Source organism: Pseudomonas marginalis, from assembly GCF_900105325.1.
GTDB lineage: Bacteria > Pseudomonadota > Gammaproteobacteria > Pseudomonadales > Pseudomonadaceae > Aquipseudomonas > Aquipseudomonas marginalis.
Genome location: NZ_FNSU01000002.1, coordinates 210,478 through 229,870 on the forward strand (window position 1 = coordinate 210,478; position 19,393 = coordinate 229,870).

Here is a 19,393-nt window from a genome sequence, read left to right on the forward strand (position 1 = left end):
ACTAACGCTGCCAACGCCCGGTGCTCAGCGCGGCGAAATTGAAAAGACAATCGATTCAATCGCGGGCAGGGCGCGCGAAGGCATCAAGTATGTCGCGCAGTTCGGCGAGACCCGCGTCCGTGAGTTGGCAGGCCGACTTGATCTTGTCAGTGATGCTCCAGACGTCGTCCCGAAGAGCTTTCCCGGCATCGGTGAGGTCTACGAGGACGCGACGCTCATCGGCGCTGTCGCGCACGCGCGTTATCCGGCCTGCAGCTTCAAGGCGCTTGAGAAGAGGGGTGATCGTCCCGGTATCCATACCCAGTTTGGTGCCCAATTCGCCAACAGGTCGTGGCGCTCCGACCAACAGCTCCAGCATCACCAAATATTGCGGGAAGGTCAGACCCAGCGGATCCAGAAAAGGTTTGTGCAAGCGCGTCATTCGATTCGCTGCACCGTATAGGGCAAAGGACAGCTGGCTTCCCACCTCGCGGCGGCGTTTGGTATTCGTCTCGGACATCGATATTCTCTCGTTGACTATTGTCTAGTTCGCAAGATAAAGGTACGAGCATAGCAGCTGGCGTCAAGCGAAATCTGTGAAGAACGCCATGCCGGTCAAGCACTGTGTAATGAATTGCTGATGTTGCAGGCTTCTTGTCAGCGCAAGGATGCGAAGGTCACTGCAGGTCTATAACAGGCGTACGGATTGCTCTGACACTCTTTTGCGGCCAAGTACCTGGCGTGAATCAAGCTCTCGTTGATGTACGAGGCCATGATGAAAGTTAACAAGAAACCTACAGACAAAATTATTGTTGTTTTCATGTCTTACACCTGCAGCAGATCGATAGGGTTCAGAGGGTCAAGATTTTTAGGCGCTCTATCGGATACGGACTAGAGCGCTGGCGTCGGGTATGGGGGGTTGTTTGGAATTATAGAATAATATATGTATGCATACGATTTGCTATTTTGTTTTCTTGTTCAAGTGGGACCCGACGAACGGTGTTTATTTTCTAAGGGCTGATGTGTGATTCCTCCTCAGGCCCTTATCGTATGCTAGAGTACTTAAAAGTCAAGGTGAGGTGCCTCTTGGGAACGTGTGAAGGTCGCGTGGTAATCGTCACTGGTGCTGCCAAAGGCTTGGGGCGCGCCTATGCATTGATGTTGGCGCGTGAAGGCGCAAAGGTAGTGGTGAACAATCGAGCGGCGGCTGGCTTGCAGGAAGTGGAGGCTGTGATCGATATGATCGGTGCAGAAGGGGGGCAGGCAGTTGCCGATGGCTCCGATATTTCCACTTGGTCGGGCGCGCAGCAATTGGTGGAGCGGGCGGTCCGGCATTTTGGCGGTCTTGATGCCTTGATCAACAACGCGGGCGTCCTCCGTGATCGGATGATCATCAACATGAGCGAGGCGCAATGGGATGATGTCATGACAGTGCATCTTAAGGGCACCTTTGCCTTGACCCGGCACGCCGCGAAATATTGGCGAGAGCAGGTGAAGTCAGGAAAACTGGTAAGCGCAAGCGTGATCAATGTTACTTCGCATTCCGGGTTGTATGGGAATATCGGGCAGGCCAATTACTCGGCCGCCAAAGCGGGAGTTGCCGCGTTCTCGCTTGTGGCTGCAAGAGAGCTGGAGTCATATGGAGTCAGGGTCAATGCTATCGCGCCTATCGGCCTCACCCGTATGAACGCTGATTTGTTGGGCAATGACCCCGACAGTGCTCAGCGTTACGCGCCTCAGTGGCCAGCTGCAGTGGTGACCTGGTTGGTCAGTGAACAGTCCAGGGGTGTGAGTGGTCGCGTGTTCGAAGTTTCGGGTGACGGAGTCTCGGTTGCTGAAGGCTGGCAGCATGGTTCTGTGGTATCAGCAAGTCAGGACCCGGGCGAGGTGGGGGAGGCAATTCGGCGCTGCCTGGTGACCGCACGAGCCAATGCCGGCATTGTTCCGGGTAGCTGGCTAAATCCTTAATGCTGGGGGCGCATATGTATTCGCGCCCCCTGCTTTCATTTTTTATCGGTAGGCGGGCGGCTTGCGTTGCAAGGCGCTTTGAATGCCTTTGCCAAAATCCTCGTCTGCAGCACAACGTGCGACGCATGTGGCTTCGTTGGCCAGTTGGTCGGCAAGGCCTTGGTGAGCTGCCTGGTTCAGCAGGGCCTTGGTCGCGGCCATGGCAGTAGATGGGCCTTTGGCCAAGCGTTGGGCGAACTTCTCGACCTCGGTCTCAAGTTGCGCGTCAGCCACTACCTGGGTGACGATTCCATGCTCCAGTGCCTCCTCGACGCTCAAGCGTTCCCCCAGCAGGGCCAGGCGCTTGGCTTGCTTGATACCCATGGCAGCAACTAACAGGCTGCTCAGACCACAGTCCAATGACAGGCCAACCAGTACATGGGCAGCGATGAAATAGCTGGTGTCCGAGGCGATAACAAAATCTGCGGCTAGGCACAGGGCAAGGCCTGCTCCAGCGACAGCTCCTCGCGGCGCGGCGATGATTGGTTTGGAAACATCAAGCAAGGTCGAAGGAAGGCGGTTGCCGAGCAGTAGTTTGCGCTCGAAGGTGTCGTAGCGTTCTTCTGCGGGCAATGTGAGCAGTTCGTTGAAGCCTTTTACATCGCCACCGGCCGAAAAGTCGCTGCCTTCTGCCTGGATCAGAATGCATTTGACTTGTGGGTCCTGATCAGCCTTGCGTAACTGATTGATCAGTAGGGCAGTAAGTTCCGGGCTGAGCGCGTTCTTCGCTTGCGGGCGGTTGAGAGTCAGTACAGCGATGCGGTCAAGCATATGATACTTGAGACAATCTAACATGATTTGGGCTCGGATTGATTTGTCATTGGGGCACTGGAAGGCCAGCCGATCAGCTCGCGCGGATTGGCATCACTGCCCCCCTAACCAGTAATCTTGGCCCGTCCGTTGTTCAGCACCACTACGTCACGCTCGAGGGATCTGGAGCGAAAGCTGACCGTGGAGCCGTCGCGCCAGATTTCAGTGCTAATGGTTTCACCCGGGTAGACGGGTGAGGAAAAACGTAATTGCATAGATCGAAGCCGCTCCGGTTGATCGTCGCAGCACGCATGGAGGATAGCTCGAGTTGCTACACCAAACGTGCACAGCCCGTGCAAGATTGGGCTTTCGAAACCTGCCTTGCGAGCCAACTCGGGATCGGCATGGATCGGATTGTAATCGCCAGATAGACGATAGATCAGTGCAGCCTGAGGTAGCGTAAAAAGTACGCACTCGAAATCTGGTGCTCGGTCAGGCAGGGGGTGAACAGCCTTGGCATCGTGAGTCGTGCCACCGCTGCCGCCGTCCCCGCGTAGCACATAAGTGGATGTCACGGTGCTGATCACTTCCTCCTGACCTTTCTCGCGCAGCTGCTTTTCCAGGTACAGCAGCGCGCCTTTGCCAGGTCCCTTGTCGATAATGTCGTTGACTTTGTAGGACCCGACATAAGTTTTTCCGGCCTCCAGCGGGCGATAAATTTCAAATGACTGCTCGCCATGGAGGATCTTCATCCAGTCGATTTCCAGGTCCGGTTCTTTGACCCAGGCACCGGGGTGCGAGATGACGTTGGTCATCGCGGGAAACACTTTCAGATTTTCCTCATAGGCAAATTGCAGGTCGCTCTTATCTTGTGGGTCTGATCCCACGCCAATACCCAAAGCGTAAAGCATGCAATCGCGAGGGCTGATGCTGTGTTCGATCAGCGGAAACTGTCGCGCCAGGACTTTTTCGAGATTCATCAGGTTCTACCTTTCAGCAGGGGGGGATCAGACCGGATCCCAGGAGAAAATGTCCTTGGAGCGATCTAGCGCGAAGAATGAAGGACGCAACATCGGGATCGCGCGTTCGACGCAACTTTCTACCGTCCAGCCTTGACCGTCGTGAGCGGAACGGATCGGACGCGGCTGGGAGAACAGGTAGATCTCGTTATTGCGGACGCCGAAGATTTGCCCAGAAACATCCTTAGCGCTCTCGGTGAGCAGAGCGCAAGTGAAAGGGGCGATCTTGGCTGCCTCCATGCGCTGATTGACTTTGAGACGCTCGGCGCCTTCCGGCGTGTCGGACGGAATGGTGCCGACCATTCGGGTAAACGCGAAGGGAGCAATACAGTTAGAGCGTACGTTGAATCGTTGCATGTCCAGGGCGATGGATTTGGAAAGGCCAACGATGCCCATTTTGGCCGAGCAGTAGTTGGCTTGACCGAAGTTGCCGATTAGTCCCGAGGTCGAGGTCATGTGCACGAAGGCTCCGCTTTCTTGTTCCTTGAAATGCGGGGCTGCGGCGCGAGACATATTGAAACTGCCTTTGAGATGTACCTTGATCACAGCGTCGAAGTCTTCTTCGGACATCTTGTGAAAAATGCCGTCGCGCAGATTGCCTGCGTTGTTCACTACGCCATCGATCCGCCCATAGAGATCAAGTGCCTGTTCGATGATGCTCTGAGCGGAGTTCCATTCAGCGACGCTATTGGTATTGGCGGCTGCCGTGCCACCGAAAGCAAGGATCTCATCCACGGTCAATTGAGCTGGGCCTTGGCTGACTCCGCTGCCGTCGATAGACACTCCTAGATCGTTGACGATGACCTTGGCGCCCTGTCGAGCCGCCTCCAAGGCAATACCTTTGCCTACACCGTTGCCGGCGCCAGTGACAATAATGACTTTACCTTCCAGAAGACCTGTCATGTGTTTGCTCCGCTATTTTGTTGTTTGAAGAGTCGCAGATGTGCGATGAGGCGTTCGTTGGGTCGTGCAGTGCTTATAACGTAGACTAGCATACTAATTTTTTATGCGCCTTTGCAAGCGCCTGAGTTTTGCTTTGCCGAGTAAGGTTTTTGTCACCCTAAATGCCCTCGCGCATGTGGTGTCGGCAATGGGGAGGGCGGAGAAATAAGCATAAATGATGCCCGTTCATGGGATGTTTGTTGTTGCATATCGTATGCATGCGTAGTATTGTTTTTTTTGACTTCCTGTAGCGAAGCTGACAGACCTCCGGGTGTCCATGGTGCAGGCTTTATAGGCGTGGAGATAGTGCAGATGGCGGGCTTGTATTTCGAGCAATTGGAGGTAGGTAAGGTTTTTCGGCACGACATCCGTCGGACCGTGACTGAGACCGATAACCTGCTGTTCACCACGATGACTCACAATCCGGCTGCGATCCATCTGGACGTGGAGTACACCAAGGGGACCGAATTTGGTAAGCCACTGATGAACAGTGTTTTCACTCTCGGCCTGATGGTTGGTATATCTGTGGGGGACACCACGCTGGGGACGACGGTCGCCAATTTGGGTTGGGATGAGGTGCGGTTCCCTCGGCCTTTATTTGTCGGTGATACCGTTCATGTGCAAAGCGTTGTACTTGAAAAGCGTGAGAGTAAGTCGCGCCCTGATAATGGTGTGGTGATCTTCCAGCACAGTGCGTTCAATCAGCGTGACGAGTTGGTCGCCGTGTGCAAGCGCAGCGCGTTGATGTGCAGGCTGCCGAGCACCGCGCAGAGCTGAGTGCGAGCAGGTCTTTATCTATGAGGTGATCACTTGAAGGTAGTCGAAGCCGTCATGCCTACACCATTGGATAGCGAAACCAAAGGTATCATCGAAAGTACATTGTTGCGCTTCGTAGAAGAGTGCTACGACCCTGCAGAGCGTCACAAGAGATTGGCGCAGAGCATTGATTACCGGCATTACTGGTCGACATTGGCAGAACTGGGTGTGCTAGGAATGCCTTTCAGCGCAGAGTTGGGAGGCATGGGGGGATCTACGCTGGATACCGCAGATGCCGTCGCGGTATTGGCAAAAGGGTTGATTCTGGAGCCCTTTGTGGATTCGGCGGTGATTGCGGGCTCTATCCTGGCTTCACGTCCGGATTCGCAGGAACAGATCGATGAATTGATCAGTGGTGAGTCTATCAGCATTTTGCTGGGCGGACGCCAGGGGGACGTGGATTCCCTGGTGGTGCACTCAGACCAATCGGGATTGCATTTGAGTGGTTTTGTACGTGTGCAGCCCTATGCTGATCAGGCCGATTACTGGCTTGTCGTGGCTCGTGAAGCCAAAAGTGGCAGGCGAGTAATTCTGCGGATAGAAAGCGCCCAGTTGGCTCGTTGTGCAAAGTCCTATCGGCTTATCGATGGGCGTGTGGCTAGCGATATTTCGTTTAGTGATGAGGTTTTGCCCGTCGAGTCCTTGTGGCTGGAAGGGGGCCAGGCTGAGTCGGCCTTGGAGTGGGCCACTCAGTTGGCGGTTTGTTGCCTATGTGCCGAGGCCGTTGGCGTAATGGCCAATTTGCTTCTTATTACCGGTGATTACCTGCGCACACGTGTGCAGTTTGGTGTGCCTCTGAGCAGCTTTCAGGCATTACAACATCGCTATGTCGATATGCAGATGGTTTATCTGGAGTCTCAGGCAATTTCCCGTAAGTTAGCGTTGTGTCAGGAAAACGATGCTGCCGAAACATCCGCATGGCTGAGGTTTGCTGCAACGTCGGTCATCGAGCGTTCCGCTGACAAGGTCGGTCACGAAGCTATTCAGATGCACGGTGGCATGGGAGTTACGGACGAGTTGGTGGTCAGCCATTACAACAACCGTCTCGTGGTGCTTGTACGCATGCTGCACGCATGGGTTGATCAAGACGTCGCGCTATGGGGCTGAGTCCGGAGCTGTTGGATTCGGGCCCTAACGAGCAGGAGAGGGGCGTGGAAAAATATTCTGAATTGGCGTTCGACGAGCAAGCGTTTCGGCTTGAAGTTCGAGACTTTGTGAAGGCAAACCTTGCGCCGCAAACCCGTCACAAGGTGCAGAAAGGTCTTTATCTGGACAAGGCCGATTACGTTGACTGGCAGAAGGCTCTGCACCGGCGAGGATGGTTCGGCGCCTCTTGGCCTGCTGAGTTTGGTGGCCGAGACTGGACCGTCGAGAAAGAGCATGTATTTCTGCAAGAGTGTGCGCTCAATGCGGCGCCGATGATCATTCCCTATGGTGTGAACATGGTCGGTCCAGTGCTCTTCACCTTCGGTACCCCGGAGCAAAAGGAAAAATATCTGCCAGGCATTCTCGACAGCGGAACCTGGTGGTGCCAAGGGTACTCGGAGCCGAACGCGGGTTCAGATCTTGCCTCCTTGAACACAAGCGCGATGCGTGACGGCGACCATTACGTCGTCAACGGAACGAAGATGTGGACCACCGAAGCGCATTGGGCAGACATGATGCATTGCTTGGTCCGCACCGACAGGAGCGGGAAAAAACAGCAAGGCATTACGTTCCTGTTGATCGATATGAAATCTCCGGGAATAACAGTCGAGCCGATCATCACGCTCGATGGTGTGCATCACACTAATCAGGTCTTTTTTGACAATGTTAGGGTCCCACTCGAAAACGTGGTCGGAGAGGAGGGCGACGGCTGGAGGTTGGCGAAATTCCTCCTGTCCCGCGAGCGAGGGTTTATCGCGGACACTGGCAACAAAATGCGGCTGATGCAACAGATCAAGGCGAGCGTAAAACGCTACTCACCGCTTTTATCCCCGTCTCAGCGCTTTAGACAGTATGCGCGCCTCGCCGAGCTCGATGCCTGGTTGACAGCCTTGGTTGCCTTGGAGCGCGACTATATCCAGGCGTGGATGAGTGACAGCGACGATGGGGTCGGGGCGTCGGTGCTTAAGGTGCGTGGAACCGAGCTTTTGCAGCAGATGACGGAGTTCTGGCGCGACACTCTAGGGCCATACGGCGCGTGCTACGACCCTCGCCTGCGCAAGCAGGGGGATGGATTAAGTGCCGAGGAACCTTGGGTGCAGGCGGCGGGTGTCAACTATGGCTATCTGTACAGCCTATGCTGGTCGATATTTGGCGGCTCAAATGAAGTGCAACGCAACATTATCGCCGCCACTCTATTGCGCGGCTGAGTCGGGAGACAGCATATGAACCAGCGTCGTTTGTTCAGCAGCGAACATGAGCAGTTTCGCGAAACGGTCAGGCGCTTCATTGAGAGTGAGATTGCACCCTTTCATCAGCAATGGGAGCACGATGGAGGTGTGCCACGTGAGCTGTGGCTCAAGGCGGGTGAAGCAGGTCTTTTGGGATGCTCGGTGCCAGAAGTATACGGTGGCGTGGGAGCGGACGATCTCTTTAACTTTGTACTGGTGGAGGAGTTGGCCCGCGCCGGGGTTACGGGACCAGGTTTTGCGATCCATAACGAAATGGTGATGCCCTATATCCTGGCTTTTGGCACCGAAGAGCAAAAGCAGCAATGGCTGCCAAAAATGATCCGAGGTGAAGTGATCGGCGCGCTGGGCCTGACTGAACCCCATGCCGGCAGCGACTTGAAGAATATCCGTACACGGGCTGTGCGCGATGGCGATGAGTATGTCATCAACGGTCAAAAGACCTTCATTTCCAATGGCCAGCTGTGCGATGTCATTATCCTTGCGACAAAGACAGATCCTGCCGATAAGAAATACGGTGGCATTTCACTTTTCATCATCGAGTCGAGCAGGGCGGGTTTTGTGCGTGGACGTCGCCTTGAGAAGATCGGATTGAAAGCGCAGGACACTTCCGAACTGTTCTTCGAAGATGTGCGAGTTCCTGCCAGCAATTTGCTGGGGCGGGAGCATGGCGGCTTTGAGCACATGATGAAAAACCTCGCACAGGAACGGCTCACTCAGGCCATTCGCTCGGCAGTAGTGGTGGAAACAGTTTTGGACTACACCATCGACTACGTTGCGGATCGCAAGATGTTCGGCCAAAGCCTGGCGGACTTTCAGAACACCCAATTCAAGCTTGCTGAGCTGAAAACCGAGGCGGTTATCGCAAGGGTCTTCATCGATCACTGCATAGAAAAATTCATTGTTCATGACCTGTCTGGCGTGGACGCGGCGATGGCCAAAATGTCGTTGTCCAACCTCCACTGCAAGGTGGTCGACGAGTGTCTGCAATTCTTCGGTGGTTGGGGCTACATGTTGGAATACCCGATAGCTCGTGCCTATGTCGATGCCCGTATCGTGCGCATTGCCGGCGGATCCATTGAAGTCATGAAGCAGATTATTGGGCGAAGCCTGTTCAAGCCTAAAAAAGCCTGAGGTATGAACATGTCCGAGACGTCGACTTCACGTTGCGCTTTATTGCGATCCCTCTTGTTTGTGCCGGGTGACAGTGAGCGAAAGCTAGAAAAGGCCTCGAGCTGCAATGCCGATGCATTAATCCTTGACCTGGAGGACTCTGTCGCTTCAACGCGCACCTCTTTTGCGCGAGGGCTGGTGCTGGAGTATTTGAGAGCGCGCCCTCAGCGCGGGCGGCAGCAACTTTGGGTTCGGATCAATCCATTGGATACATCAGCCTCGCTGCATGACCTGATTGTTGCGGACGGCGCCCCGGACGGCCTGATGTTGCCCAAGGTTAACTTGCCTTCGGCCGTGCAAACGCTCAGCAACTATCTTGATGTCCTGGAGGTTCGCGCCGGCCTTGAACCGGGCAGTATTCGTATCGTTCCCGTGGCGACTGAAACCCCTCAGGCTTTATTTACCTTGGGCGGCTATGCCGGTTGCTCCCCACGCTTAAGTGGTATGACGTGGGGGGCGGAGGATCTCGCTTCAGCCTTGGGCGCGAGTAGCAATCGGCGCGTGGATGGTGAGTACGATACGGTCTACCAATTGGCCAGGGCATTCTGTCTGGCTGGGGCAGCTGCCGCCAGCGTGCCGGCCATCGATACGATCTACGCCAACTATTCCGACAGCGAAGGGCTTGCTGATGAAGCCAGGGCAGCTCGCCGTGCTGGCTTTACCGGAAAACTTGCCATTCATCCTGGTCAGGTAGCCATCATCAATGAAGCGTTTTCTCCCAGCGCTGATGAAGTGCAATGGTCGAAGAAAGTGTTACAGGCCTTCGAAGATAATCCCGGGCTGGGTACCGTCGGGATCGAGGGCAGGATGTTGGATATGCCTCATCTCAAACAAGCGCTGAGGCTATTGGACTTGGCGTCGCGGTGCGCCGCAATGAGTCCTTCTTAGGCGTTGTGGCATGGTCGAACGGGCATCGGATTTTACGTGTTGACCGCCAGAGGTTGTTGTAATTATGGTAATGCAAAATACCGTATGTATGCGTACCTAATAAGAGCGAAAGCCTGGAGATTGTGATGACCGGCCCCGATGAAATAGTACGCGGAATGCCCTCCGCGGTCAGTCCACTGGTATGTGATTTGTTGCGTGATGACACGCGGGACCTGCCGCTGGGTCTCAAGGCGACCGGGCATTACGAGCCTCTTGGAACTAGTGTCCCGTTTCGACGTTACATCGATCCTGCTTATGCGGCGCTTGAGCGTGAGCATATCTGGCTAAAGAGATGGCAGTTTGCCTGTCGCGAGGAAGACCTGCCGGAGATCGGGGATCGTCTGCCTTACACTGTGGGAGTGCTGTCATACATCATCGTGCGTAGCGGTCCGGCCGAAATCAAGGCGTTCTACAACAGCTGCTTGCATCGGGGTACGAAGCTGTGCGAAGGGCACAGTTCTGGTGACAGTTTTCGCTGCCCATTTCATGCGTGGGAATGGAAGCTAGATGGCGGCTTGAAGAACATTCCCAGTCGCTGGGACTTTGGTCAGGTCGACTCGCAAGCGTATCGGCTTCCCGAGGTTCGGGTATCGACTTGGGGCGGTTTTATTTTCATCAACCCTGATCCAAACGCTGCACCGCTTGAAAGTTTTTTGGGAGTGTTGCCGGGGCACTTCAAGGATTGCCCTACGGAACAACGTTTCACGGCATTCCACATTCACAAGAAAGTCAAAGCGAACTGGAAAATCGTACTGGAAGCGTTTCTGGAGGCGTATCACGTCATTGAAACACATACCGATTCGATGGGATTTACCGGTGATGCGTCGACCCAGTATGACATTTGGAACGATGGTGAGAGTCATATCAGTCGGTTGATCACGCCCCTCGCCGTCCCCAGCCCTCATCTGGGAGAGGAGGCGACGGCGGGTGATGCAGCCAACAGCGCTTTCATGGCTTTCGGCATGGGGATGCCAGGGGTTCCCGTTCCCACTTTCGACCCGGAGTCGCAACTGTCCGGGCGTGCCCAGGTCGCCGAGTGGCGCCGAAGGGCGATGGGACAGGCGCTGGGCGGCGATCTGTCATCCTGGCCAGACACTGCAATGGTCGACAGTATCCAGTACTTTATGTTTCCCAACTTCTGTCCGTGGTATGGCGAAGGACTACCCTTGATCTACCAATTCCTGCCATATGGTAATAATCCTGACGAGTCGTTGTTTTGTGTGCGCCTGACATTGCCTTTACCCCCTGGCGCGCCACGTCCACCGGTAGCGCCTATCCATCATCTGGATTTCGATGACGGGTTTTTCAAGGTTCCCGAGATTGGTGTGCTGGCAAGGATTTTTGATCAAGACATGAGCAATTTGCCACGTGTTCAGAAGGGCCTCAAGGCTGCTTCTCCTGCCCACGCCAAGGCGACGTTGGGCCGGTATCAGGAAAGCCGTATCCAGCATTTCCATGAGGTATTGACCCGGGTTGTCGGTGAGTGACGGATGAGCGATTCAGTGATCGTCAACCACTTCATCGATGTCTTGGCGCTTGCTGACTTGCCCGAGAATGGCCAGCGGGTCGTGAATAATGGATATCGACGAATCCTCTTGTGCCGTGAGGGCGAGCATCTGTTCGCACTTGAGGATCTTTGTCCTCACGCCTACCAATCATTGGCCGGCGGAGTGGTGCGCGATGGTGTCATTCGCTGCCCCAGGCATGGCGCCTGCTTCAATCTGTCAAATGGACTTCCTACGAATACGGTCAGCAAGCAACCCGTCAAGGTGTTCGGCGTGCGCATCAGGCAAGGGCGGATTGAGGTTAATCTTGGCTAGCCGTTCATGATTATTGATACACGAGGTCCGGATTCTCAACACGATTGAAGGCTGATTTATTCGACGGAGGGGTAGGCTCCAAGTGAAAACGTATGCTAGCATAATGTAAATGATGTGTTCTATATTGCAGGCACAGGATCTGGCAATCCTGAATGGTTGAACAACAAAAAAAACAAAGGCGCAATCATGAAAGCGAATAGTCTCAAGAGAAGTTCCGCGGGATTTTCCAGATTGGCGGTTTCTGTCACGGCGTTGTCGATTGTCGGTTCCGCGTCGGCGGTATCTTTCGATGTGGGAGACCCTGACTTTAAGGTTCGTTGGGACAATTCCGTTCGATATAACCTGGGGTTCCGGGCTCAGGGAAAAGAAAAGGCGCTGTCGCTGAGCAATAACCAGCAGGTCTCTGACAACAAGTTCGATCGTGGTGATGTGGTCACCAATCGCTTCGATCTGCTCTCTGAGCTGGATGTCGTCTACAAAGAGGAATATGGCGCGCGAGTCTCGGCGTCGGCCTGGTATGACCAGGCCTATGACGACGACAAGGCAGAGGGGCTTTCGCAATACACGGCTGCCGGCTATCCGAACGTTTATTCCGGAAACAAATACACCGGCAAGGTGGATCGCTATTACAACGGGCCTTCCGGTGAGATTCTGGATGCTTTCGTGTTTGGCCGTTTCGATATCGGCGATGCACCGGTGCGAGTAAAACTGGGGCGACACAATCTCTATTGGGGCGAGTCACTGTTCTCGTTCATCCATGGCGTTTCATACGCCCAAGGTCCGGTGGACATTCGCAAGGCAACGGCGACCCCTGGGATCGAAGCGAAAGAGTTGTATCTGCCGCTCAACCAACTCTCCTTTCATACGCAGATGACCGATACCCTTTCGCTGGCCGGTTATTATCAATTTGAATGGGACCCTAGCCGCTTGCCAGAAGGCGGTACCTACTTTGGAACCGCTGACTTTGCTTTTGGCGGCAACACAACCATCCCGGCAGCACCTTTTTTCGGCATACCTTACCGGGGCGATGTAGACACACCAAAAAACAGCGGCTCCTGGGGCACCAACCTGAAATGGCAGTCCGAAGCGTTGCAAGGCAGCCTCGGTTTTTATTACCGGGAATTCAGCGATACCCTGCCGAACATTCTTAGTACATTTGACGGCGCGGGCACTCCCACCAGCTTTTATAACCGCTATGCGGAGAACGTCAGGCTCTATGGCATAAGCATCTCCCGGCAGATAGGCGGTGTGGCGGTGGCAGGGGAATTGTCCCGTCGCGAGAACACCGCCCTGAGCAGCGTGGGGGGCTCACCTGATTTTGCCCGTGGTGACACGTGGCACGGGCTGGTCAACGCGATCGCCTATTTTGGTAAAACACCGCTCTGGGATTCGGCAACGTTGATGGGGGAGATGACCTACAGCCGTCTCGACAAGGTCACCAAGAATGCAGAATTTTATAATGAAAAGGGCAATCCTCTGTGTGCATCGCAAAATGGTGGTCGTGGCGATGCCAAGGATGGTTGCTCGACAAAAGATGCGCTCGGTATTCAACTCGCGTTCACCCCTACTTGGTACCAACCAATCAATGGCATCGATCTGACCCTGCCGATGACTTACGGTCGAGGCATTTTCGGGACGTCACCGGTAACCAACGGCGGCAACGAGGGCGCAGGTGCCTTCAGTATCGGTATCGGTGCGGATTACCTGGCGCTGTATAAGGCGACGTTGGCCTATAACGGATTTTTTGGTCCGCTGACGACCCGCTTCAACCCCGTCGTCAACGACAACACCGTCGCGACTTCAAGTGGAGGCTCACCGCTGTTGCGCGACCGGGGCTGGGTGTCCCTTACGCTCAAGGCGAGTTTTTGAACTCTTAGTACTTCATGCGAAGGGGAGTGCACGCACCTTGGGCCTCCCCATTGCTACGAGGCTGTGATTGGCTAGTTGGCACATGGTTCCCTGGAGTTATTCCGATGATCCTGAATGGAAACACGCCTGAGATCGGCGCACTCTGCTCGCGTCGTCGCTTCCTTCGTTTGGCTGCACTGGGAGCTGCCGGAGCAGTGGCTTGTGCCGTTGCGCCGGCGGCGTTGGCGTTCAAGAGTCCGCTTGAGGTGCCTGCAACACACAGCAATCTGAACTTGAGTAGCCCTTTACTGGGCGTTGCCTTTACGGGAAAGCGGCTTGTCGTGGTGGGCCTAAGGGGCTGCATCCTTCTCTCCGACGATGAGGGGCAAAACTGGCTGCCCGCCCAAGTCCCTGTCAGCACTGACCTGGTTTCTGTCTGCTTCCCCGTGCCCGACAAGGGCTGGGCAGTCGGTCACGGTGGTGTGGTCCTGCACAGCGCAGATGGGGGCGCGACGTGGAGCAAACAGTTGGATGGCATTCAAGCGTCGCAACAGGCTATCGCCTATTACCAGGCCAGGTCGGGCACCTTGGTGAACGCCCAGGAGTGTCTTGAACGTGAGCGCTCCCTGGCGCAGGACGGCGAAACCCAGCCTTTCATGGACGTGTTTTTCGCGGATGAAAGTCATGGCTATGTAGTGGGCACCTTCAACCGCATTTTTCGCACTGAGGATGGTGGCAAGACCTGGCTGCCGATGATGGACCAGGTCGATAACCCCGGCGAACTGCATTTCTACGGCGTCAAGGGACGCGCAGAACAGCTGTATCTGACAGGCGAGCAGGGCAAGGTCTGGCGACTCGACGATTCCAGCGAGCGCTTTGCGCAGTTGGATACACCCTATAACGGGTCTTTCTTCGGACTGCTGCTGGCTGGAGAGAATACGGTGCTTGCCTACGGTATGCGCGGCAGTCTTTACCACAGTGCCGATCAGGGCAGGTCCTGGGAAAAGGTCAATTCATCCGCCCAGGGAGGTATCACGTCAGCCGTGGCATTGCCGGGTGGGCGAATATTGATTGCCGACCAGTTGGGCGGTATTGCACAGAGCTCTGATGAGGGGCGTCATTTCGACGCGCTGAAGATGGTTAAGAAAATGCCTTATTTCGGTGCTTCAGTGATTTCAGATCACAAAGTTGCGTTGGTCGGTGCACTTGGTGTGCATATTGAAGCGGTCTGAACAGCTGGAAACAGCTGCAGGACAAAACGGATCAGAAGTTATGAATTCGATGAGTGAGCACAATCCGTACAGGGTAATGGAAGTGATTACCCACCCTGGCGCATTCGATCAGCACTCCGGGAATATCCTTGAGCGTTTGGTCTTCAACAATCGAGTCTGGGTCATTTTTTTGTGCCTGGCGGTTACCCTCTTCTGTGGTGTGCAGCTAAAGGGACTGGTTGTGGGCACCAGCTACGAGAAGATGTTGCCCCACAGTCATCCCTACATTGCCAACTATCTGGATAACCGGGCTCAGTTGCGCGGGTTGGGGGACTCGGTTCGCGTAGTGATCGAAAACCCCCGTGGCGATATCTTCGACCCGGCGTATTTGCAGACACTGGCTAAGATCAACGATGAGATTTTCCTTATCCCGGGGGTTGATCGTGCCTGGATGAAATCGATTTGGTCTCCGGTGGTTCGCTGGACAGAGGCCACCGAGGACGGGTTTGCTGGCGGACCCGTCATGCCGAGCAATTTCGATGGCTCAGAAGGGGCGATCCGTAAGCTGCGCCTGAACATCGCGCGTGCGGGGCTGGCGGGAACCCTGATTGCCAACAATTATACGTCGAGTATGATCGTCGTCCCATTGCTGGCCACCGATGAGAATGGCAAGCCGGTCGACTATCACGCTATTTCTACTGCCTTGGAGAAGGTGCGTACCCAATATCAGGACGGCGACGGCAGCGTTCGAATCTACATCATCGGTTTCGCGAAGCTGGCCGGCGATCTGGTCGATGGACTGACCATGGTGATGTTCTTCTTTCTGGCGGCGGCGGCCATTGCGTCGCTGATCATCTACCTGTTCACCCGATGCTTGCGCAGTACCGCACTTGTGGTGCTGTGTTCCACCGTAGCAGTAGTGTGGCAACTTGGCTTCGTCGCAGCTGCAGGGCGAGTACTGGACCCGTTTTCGATTCTTGTACCGTTCCTTGTATTTGCGATTGGTGTCAGCCATGGCGCCCAGAAAATGAACGGCATCATGCAGGACATCGGGCGAGGCACCCATAAGTGGGTGGCTGCTCGCTATACCTTCCGCAGATTGTTCCTGGCCGGGCTGACGGCTCTGTTGGCCGACGTTGTCGGTTTCGCCGTATTGATGATTATCGACATCCCGGTGATCCGCGAGCTTGCCTGGTCGGCCAGCCTCGGGGTCGGCGTGTTGATCTTCACCAACCTGATTCTGTTGCCGGTATTGCTGTCCTACACCGGTGTCGGGCTCCAGGCCGCCAAGCGCAGCCTGAAGGAGGAGCAGGAGGAGGGGACTGGACGAGGCTTTGGCCGGGTTTGGGAGCTTCTGGATCATTTCACCGAGCATCGCTGGGCGATCGGCGCCATCGGTGTCGCGGTGATCCTGGCAGTGTTCGGTTTCATGGGTAGTCTGAAGCTCCAGGTTGGCGACCTTGATGCCGGTGCCCCTGAGTTACGACCCCATTCGCGGTACAACCAGGACAACGCCTTTATTACTTCGCAGTACGGAGTGTCCAGCGACATTCTGGCGGTCATGATAAAGACCCCGGCGGATCAATGTTCCAGCTACGAAAACCTGATCGAAGCTGATCGACTGTCGTGGCGGCTAGCGCAGGTCCCCGGTGTACAGCAGACCAGCTCGTTGGTAGACAGTGTACGGTCTTACACGTCGGGGGCATTCGAGGGCAATCCCAAATGGCTAACCATCAGCGACAACAAGGGTTTGATCGCGCCGCAGATCAATACCGCATTGTCATGGAACTCCGAGCTCCTGAATGGCGATTGCTCGCTCATTCCGGTCCTCGCTTATCTCTCCGACCACAAGGCCGCTACGCTGACGCGAGTGGTGGAATCGGTTAGCGAATTTGCTAAGGAGCATAGCGCGCCTGATCGTCAGTTTTTATTGGCGGCGGGGAACGCCGGGATCGAGGCCGCGACGAATATCGTGGTTCACGAGGCCAACCGGACCATGTTGTTTTTCGTCTATGCCGCGGTGATCGTGTTGTGCGCCGTGACCTTCCGTAGCTGGCGCGCGGTTGTCGTGGCCGTGCTGCCGCTGATGCTCACGTCGGTGCTCGCCGAAGCGTTGATGGTTCAACTGAACATCGGCATGAAGGTAGCGACATTGCCTGTCATTGCGTTGGGTGTAGGCATTGGCGTCGACTATTCGCTCTATCTGCTGAGTGTGCAATTGGCCCAGCAGCGTGCAGGACTTCCCTTGCGTGAAGCCTACAAGAAGGCCGTGCAGTTCACGGGCAAGGTGGTTGGCCTGGTAGGGGTGACACTAGCAGCTGGTGTCGTGACCTGGGCGTGGTCGCCTATCAAGTTCCAGGCAGACATGGGGATTTTGCTGACGTTCATGTTTATCTGGAACATGCTGGGCGCCCTGATCCTGATTCCCGCTCTGTCTCATTTTTTGTTGAACAAACGCCTGTGATCAAAGAGGGCTATTCCATCGTGCGTGCAAACAATCATCAGACAATTCAAGGAGACGGGAAATGACAACTCTAAAACAGCCCGATAGTAAAACGCTGGTGGATATCTATCGCAGGGCCACGCTCATCAAACAAAATGATGAACGCTTCCGCTCGGTGATCAAGTCGGGAAAACTGGTTATGCCTTATTACTCACCGCGAGGTCAGGAAATCATTCCTTCGGCCTTGTCGGTTCATCTGAGTAATGAGGACTCAATCTGCACCATCTATCGTGGCATTCATGACATGTTGGCCAAGGGCTTGCCGACCCGGCTGCTGTGGGCCGAGTTGGCCGGCAAGGTCACCGGCACCTGCAAGGGCAAGGGTGGTCCGATGCACGTGACCCATCCCGAAACCGGGGTGATGGTGACTACCGGAATTGTCGGTAGCAGCATGCCGATTGCCAATGGGCTGGCCCTGGCTGCCCAGATCCGTGGCGAGAAGCGCGTTTCGATAGCCTATTTTGGTGACGGCGCGAGCAATATCGGCGCCTTCCACGAAGCGCTCAACCTGGCTTCGGTGTGGAAGCTCCCGGTGGTTTTTGTCTGCCAAAACAATGGCTATGCCGAACATACCAAGTATGAAAACGGCACGTCCTGCGCGCACGTCTCTGATCGCGCCGCCGGCTATTCCATGCCGGGAATAACGGTCGACGGTAATGATCCGCTGGCCATGTGGGCAGTCGCGGGCGACGCTATCGAGCGTGCCCGCAACGGTGGCGGCCCGACCCTGATCGAGGCCAACACCTTCCGGTTTCACGGGCACACCTTCGGCGATGTCGATGGCTACATGGATCCAGGAGAAAAAGCGGCTGCCATGGCGCGCGATCCGGTTCCTGCTTTGCGAGCCTGGTTGCTGCAACATGGACATGCGAGCGAAGAGCAACTGCACGGCATCGAGCAGTCCATCGAGCTTGAAATCAACGAAGCGCTCGAATTCGCGCTCACCAGCCCTTGGCCCGAATTGAGCGAATTGCGCCGCGATGTCTATGCGCAGGAGATCCCAGCATGAGCACAACTGCAACCTTGAACATGATCCAGGCCATCAATCTTGCACTTGACGATGCGATGTCCGCTGATGAAAACGTGATCGTCTTTGGCGAAGATGTGGCGGATCGCGAAGAAGGTGGGGTCATCGGTGTGACCAAGGGGCTCTCAACCAAACATGGTGATTTGCGAGTACGTTCCACGCCTATTTCCGAACAGGCCATTATCGGTGCCGCCATCGGTGCTTCGTTGGCCGGCATGCGCCCGGTGGCGGAAATCATGTTGATGAACTTCACCACCGTGGCCATGGACATGATCGTCAATCACGCAGCCAAACTGCGCTTCATGTCCGGTGGGCAAACCAATGTGCCCCTGACCATTCGGACAATGACCGGTGCTGGGTTCAGCGTTGGGGGGCAGCACTCGGACTTCCTTGAAGCTTGGTTCGCTCACACGGCAGGGCTCAAGGTGGTAATTCCGTCCACGCCAGCGGACGCCTACGGCTTGATGCTCGCCTGTATCGAGGATCCAGACCCTTGCATGTTCATTGAGTGCATGCCGCTGTACTGGACGCCTGGTCCGGCCCCCGTGCGTGGCGAGAAGATACCTTTGGGTAAGGCCAAAGTAGTACGCGATGGCAGCGATGTCAGCGTGATCACCTATAGCAAGCAGGTCCACGACGTCGTTGCAGTTGCGACCCGGCTTGCCGAGGAAGGAATCAGCGTCGAGGTGATCGATCTGCGAACGATTTCACCGCTGGACAGCGATGCCATTCTCGCCTCGGTGAGCAAAACCGGTCGTGCTGTAGTGGTGCATGAGGCTACTCGTAACTTCGGCGTCGGCGCCGAGATATCTTCGCTGATCCATGAAGCCCTGTTCAGTGAGTTAAAAGCTCCGGTAGGTCGGGTTGGTTCTGCCTTTTGTGCGGTTCCTTTCTCCAAACCGCTGGAAACCGCCTTCGTACCGTCTGCCGAGCAGATCGAAAGTGCGATACGAGCGACATTGAACTGATAAAAAACTG

Annotated in this window: 17 protein-coding genes; 13 read left to right on the plus strand and 4 right to left on the minus strand. The window is 55.4% G+C overall.

Features of this window, described 5'->3' with window-relative positions; translation table 11 throughout:
* Nucleotides 1–55 precede the first annotated feature (55 nt).
* A complete protein-coding gene (locus tag BLW22_RS08550) occupies nucleotides 56–499 on the minus strand; it encodes a MarR family winged helix-turn-helix transcriptional regulator (RefSeq protein ID WP_074845527.1) in 444 nt (147 codons plus the stop codon).
* Between the two features lie 587 nt (nucleotides 500–1,086).
* Here BLW22_RS08550 and BLW22_RS08555 point away from each other — a divergent pair.
* The gene (locus BLW22_RS08555; RefSeq protein ID WP_218023875.1) at nucleotides 1,087–1,947 is read left to right on the plus strand and encodes an SDR family NAD(P)-dependent oxidoreductase; all 861 of its coding nucleotides are present in this window, start codon (nucleotides 1,087–1,089) and stop codon (nucleotides 1,945–1,947) included.
* 42 nt (nucleotides 1,948–1,989) lie between these two features.
* Here the strand turns inward: BLW22_RS08555 and BLW22_RS08560 are convergent, their stop codons facing one another.
* The 3 genes from BLW22_RS08560 to BLW22_RS08570 all read right to left on the minus strand — a co-directional run bounded on the left by BLW22_RS08560 (nucleotide 1,990) and on the right by BLW22_RS08570 (nucleotide 4,658).
* On the minus strand, nucleotides 1,990–2,757 hold the full coding sequence (locus BLW22_RS08560; protein ID WP_074845534.1) for an enoyl-CoA hydratase/isomerase family protein: 768 nt from the start codon (nucleotides 2,755–2,757) through the stop codon (nucleotides 1,990–1,992).
* A 104-nt stretch (nucleotides 2,758–2,861) separates the two neighbouring features.
* Nucleotides 2,862–3,716, minus strand: a complete 855-nt coding sequence (locus BLW22_RS08565; protein WP_074845537.1) for a MaoC/PaaZ C-terminal domain-containing protein — start codon at nucleotides 3,714–3,716, stop codon at nucleotides 2,862–2,864.
* 27 nt (nucleotides 3,717–3,743) lie between these two features.
* Complete coding sequence (locus BLW22_RS08570; protein ID WP_074845539.1) at nucleotides 3,744–4,658, minus strand: SDR family NAD(P)-dependent oxidoreductase; 915 nt, start codon at nucleotides 4,656–4,658, stop codon at nucleotides 3,744–3,746.
* 351 nt (nucleotides 4,659–5,009) lie between these two features.
* Here BLW22_RS08570 and BLW22_RS08575 point away from each other — a divergent pair, with 351 nt between their 5' ends.
* The 12 genes from BLW22_RS08575 (at nucleotide 5,010) to BLW22_RS08630 (ending at nucleotide 19,383) form a co-directional block, all read left to right on the plus strand.
* The gene (locus tag BLW22_RS08575; protein WP_074845542.1) at nucleotides 5,010–5,474 is read left to right on the plus strand and encodes a MaoC family dehydratase; all 465 of its coding nucleotides are present in this window, start codon (nucleotides 5,010–5,012) and stop codon (nucleotides 5,472–5,474) included.
* A 33-nt stretch (nucleotides 5,475–5,507) separates the two neighbouring features.
* The gene (locus tag BLW22_RS08580; protein WP_074845545.1) at nucleotides 5,508–6,620 is read left to right on the plus strand and encodes an acyl-CoA dehydrogenase family protein; all 1,113 of its coding nucleotides are present in this window, start codon (nucleotides 5,508–5,510) and stop codon (nucleotides 6,618–6,620) included.
* Nucleotides 6,621–6,664: 44 nt separating this feature from the next.
* The gene (locus BLW22_RS08585; protein WP_074845810.1) at nucleotides 6,665–7,867 is read left to right on the plus strand and encodes an acyl-CoA dehydrogenase family protein; all 1,203 of its coding nucleotides are present in this window, start codon (nucleotides 6,665–6,667) and stop codon (nucleotides 7,865–7,867) included.
* A gap of 15 nt (nucleotides 7,868–7,882) precedes the next feature.
* A complete protein-coding gene (locus BLW22_RS08590; RefSeq protein WP_074845547.1) occupies nucleotides 7,883–9,040 on the plus strand; it encodes an acyl-CoA dehydrogenase family protein in 1,158 nt (385 codons plus the stop codon).
* Nucleotides 9,041–9,049: 9 nt separating this feature from the next.
* Nucleotides 9,050–9,967 carry an HpcH/HpaI aldolase/citrate lyase family protein gene (locus BLW22_RS08595; protein ID WP_074845812.1) on the plus strand — a complete coding sequence of 306 codons (918 nt, stop codon included), beginning with the start codon at nucleotides 9,050–9,052 and terminating at the stop codon, nucleotides 9,965–9,967.
* Between the two features lie 125 nt (nucleotides 9,968–10,092).
* Complete coding sequence (locus tag BLW22_RS08600; protein WP_083381343.1) at nucleotides 10,093–11,493, plus strand: aromatic ring-hydroxylating oxygenase subunit alpha; 1,401 nt, start codon at nucleotides 10,093–10,095, stop codon at nucleotides 11,491–11,493.
* Nucleotides 11,494–11,496: 3 nt separating this feature from the next.
* The gene (locus BLW22_RS08605) at nucleotides 11,497–11,826 is read left to right on the plus strand and encodes a Rieske (2Fe-2S) protein (RefSeq protein ID WP_074845549.1); all 330 of its coding nucleotides are present in this window, start codon (nucleotides 11,497–11,499) and stop codon (nucleotides 11,824–11,826) included.
* A 114-nt stretch (nucleotides 11,827–11,940) separates the two neighbouring features.
* Nucleotides 11,941–13,695 carry a DUF1302 domain-containing protein gene (locus BLW22_RS08610; RefSeq protein ID WP_218023876.1) on the plus strand — a complete coding sequence of 585 codons (1,755 nt, stop codon included), beginning with the start codon at nucleotides 11,941–11,943 and terminating at the stop codon, nucleotides 13,693–13,695.
* A 104-nt stretch (nucleotides 13,696–13,799) separates the two neighbouring features.
* Entirely contained in the window at nucleotides 13,800–14,906 is a 1,107-nt protein-coding gene (locus BLW22_RS08615) for a WD40/YVTN/BNR-like repeat-containing protein (RefSeq protein ID WP_083381344.1), read from the plus strand.
* A 49-nt stretch (nucleotides 14,907–14,955) separates the two neighbouring features.
* Entirely contained in the window at nucleotides 14,956–17,349 is a 2,394-nt protein-coding gene (locus BLW22_RS08620; protein ID WP_074845823.1) for an efflux RND transporter permease subunit, read from the plus strand.
* Nucleotides 17,350–17,410: 61 nt separating this feature from the next.
* Nucleotides 17,411–18,397 carry a thiamine pyrophosphate-dependent dehydrogenase E1 component subunit alpha gene (locus BLW22_RS08625; protein WP_074845552.1) on the plus strand — a complete coding sequence of 329 codons (987 nt, stop codon included), beginning with the start codon at nucleotides 17,411–17,413 and terminating at the stop codon, nucleotides 18,395–18,397.
* Complete coding sequence (locus tag BLW22_RS08630) at nucleotides 18,394–19,383, plus strand: alpha-ketoacid dehydrogenase subunit beta (protein ID WP_074845554.1); 990 nt, start codon at nucleotides 18,394–18,396, stop codon at nucleotides 19,381–19,383. Before BLW22_RS08625 ends, BLW22_RS08630 begins: the two co-directional genes overlap by 4 nt.
* Nucleotides 19,384–19,393 lie beyond the last annotated feature (10 nt).